The following is a 1,697-nucleotide window of genomic DNA, read 5'->3' as shown; positions in this document are numbered from 1 at the left end:
GTCGCTATTTGACTCCTTTTTATATGGGATAGCTAAATTATTGGAAATATTACCTACTGAAATACTTTTTCAATTGTAGGCATAACAGCTATTGGTGGTAGGGATTTAGTCCATGCAGCTGCATATACATTTAATTTCTCACCTAATGTGTAGTTTTCATCATCTGAAACAGGAACTCTTAAAATCTTATTTTGAGAAACTAGATCCCACCAATCATGTTGATAAGCAAGAGCTTCATCTTTTGTAGGCGTAGCTGCAACTACTAAATAATTGTTCTCTACTGAAATGACATATCCAGTAAAAGGTTCTTGTTCTTGGTTCTGAATAGAATGAACAGGAATATTGTTGGCGGAAATCTTGTTAGAATCTGCAAAGGCCGGTGTTAATCCGAATGTAAATCCACATCCTAGTGTTAAAGCTGTTACCGTTGTTACGAGTGTTTGTTTTCTACTAAACATGATATATCCCCCTTATATTTTATCCTTACACTATCCACTTTCAATTTACATACATATAAAGCCTTTTAATATTAAGATACTTAACGATTTTGTAACAATTATTCCATAAATGTTAATATTATCTATTAATGGAATTAGGTTTATGTTATAATTCACTAAGTGAACTATTATTGTTCATTTCATCTCTTGATGAATGTATGCCCTTCCTTAAGTGTAAAGATGTTCGATTTTATTGGTGAAGAAAGGATATATCCCTCTTCTTTTTTTATTAATATGAGACTTTAGGAAATGAACAGAAAAAGAACCCTATGGGGTTCTTTTTCTAGGCATATTAACAGTAAGGAGAGTAATGAAATGCTATTTTCAAATCTTTACAAGGAGAAAAATTTGAAAAAGCTTATCATGTTATTATTTTTACATACATGTACTATAAAGTTAATTGATAATATTTAGACTCACTATTACTAATATTCAATTAAGATAGTTAGTACTACATTGATAGTGTTAATTATCTTGATTGGTGTGGAATGTGATAGGAAGCATAGTTTGCCGCAAACTTATGCTTTCAGGATTTGAAGAATATTCTTAATATGGATTTTAAAGAAAATGCAAATTTTTTACTAGATGTGAGAAAAAGGTATTGAAAATATCCTTTAAAACAAGATATATTCTTATCAAAAAATTAGAGTGCATCAATTCATTAAAGCAGTAAAAAACGTTTTAATGAATTGGTGTCCATTTTGATTTAAAAAGAGAGTATATTTTCTCAACAGGACAGATAAGGGACTGTGTTCGTGCATTTTGGAGTTATATAACACCAAGATGCTGGATGACAAAAAGAATTATAAGATATTAATGGGAATATTCGGATGGAATTTGTCTGAGTTGTTAAAATAAAAATATACAGTATATTTTATTACATAGGACATTAATGTATGCTGTATAATTAAACTTTAATAGAGCTTTTACAAAGTTCATCCATGGACGTAATACAGTAACTAATGAGTAAAGAGGAGGGGAACTATGGAAAAAATAATTATACATTTGGAAGGGGTTATTGTTTTTATAGCCGCTATCTATATGTACGCATTAAATGAGTTTAGCTGGTTAATATTCTTATTGCTACTTTTGGTACCTGATGTTTCAATGCTAGCATATCTGATCAATAACCAGATTGGTGCACAGGTTTATAACTTATTTCATACTTACATAGTATCAATATCACTTATTTTAATAGGA

At 29.8% G+C, this 1,697-nt stretch carries 2 protein-coding genes; one reads left to right on the top strand and one right to left on the bottom strand.

What is annotated here, in order from left to right; genetic code table 11:
* Positions 1–53 precede the first annotated feature (53 nt).
* Positions 54–458: a DUF3221 domain-containing protein gene (locus ACQGSG_RS28755; RefSeq protein ID WP_426948711.1), complete on the bottom strand. Its 405-nt coding sequence runs from the start codon at positions 456–458 to the stop codon at positions 54–56.
* Positions 459–1,481: 1,023 nt separating this feature from the next.
* Here ACQGSG_RS28755 and ACQGSG_RS28750 point away from each other — a divergent pair.
* A partial coding sequence (locus ACQGSG_RS28750; protein ID WP_426948709.1) for a DUF4260 family protein occupies positions 1,482–1,697 on the top strand: 216 nt, incomplete at its 3' end.

The sequence above is a fragment of the Bacillus sp. GMa5/1 genome (genome assembly GCF_050172015.1).
GTDB classification, from domain to species: Bacteria; Bacillota; Bacilli; order Bacillales; family Bacillaceae_G; genus Bacillus_A; species Bacillus_A cereus.
This window is presented reverse-complemented; position numbering and strand designations above follow the sequence as displayed.

Excerpts from the sequence above, each read along its gene's own strand:
- ACQGSG_RS28755 (WP_426948711.1), bottom strand. The coding sequence starts at position 458 with ATGTTTAGTAGAAAACAAACACTCGTAACAACGGTAACAGCTTTAACA.